Annotated in this window: 1 pseudogene; it reads left to right on the top strand. The window is 52.6% G+C overall.

Annotated elements, in window-relative coordinates:
* Positions 1–89 precede the first annotated feature (89 nt).
* Positions 90–585: pseudogene (locus AC1DRJ_RS31750) on the top strand (sugar transferase); the annotation flags it as partial.

Raw genomic sequence — 585 nt, 5'->3', positions numbered from 1 at the left:
CTGATTGCTCCCCAAGCCCAGAAAGAAACTTCCCGCTGTAAGGGGCCAGCATGTTCTTACAGGAGACACAGCTTGAAGGGCTCTGACCAATACTGGATCGCACGGTCGCGTTGATCACCGTTATCCTGTTCAGCCCCGTGTCGCTGGCCACCGCCTCGCAGTGAAGCTGCGATTGCCTGGCTCAGTGCTCTTCATGTAAGAACGCCACGGATGGAACAGCTAGATCATCAAGGTCTGGAAGTTAGGGTCAATTCACGTGCACGACGACCAAGAAGTCAAACAGGTCAGCCCTAACGACCCCCGCATCATCCGAGTAGGTCAACTCATTCGCCGCATCTCCATCGATAATTAGCCACAGCTGTTCAATGCCCTATTGGGCCACATTTCTGATTGGCCAGCGCCCTTACGCCGAAGCGCATAACTATTATTACACGGGCAAGACTGATACCTATATGGCTCGCCATCGGATCAAACCGGGGATCAGCCTCCCACAGAACAGCGGTTATCGGGGTGAAACGAAAACCTATATCAGTAACCGGTCGTTGTGGCTCCATATCAAAATCTTGATTAAGACGCGGTTAACCC

This window comes from Pseudomonas sp. P5_B2, assembly GCF_056400445.1.
This window is presented reverse-complemented; position numbering and strand designations above follow the sequence as displayed.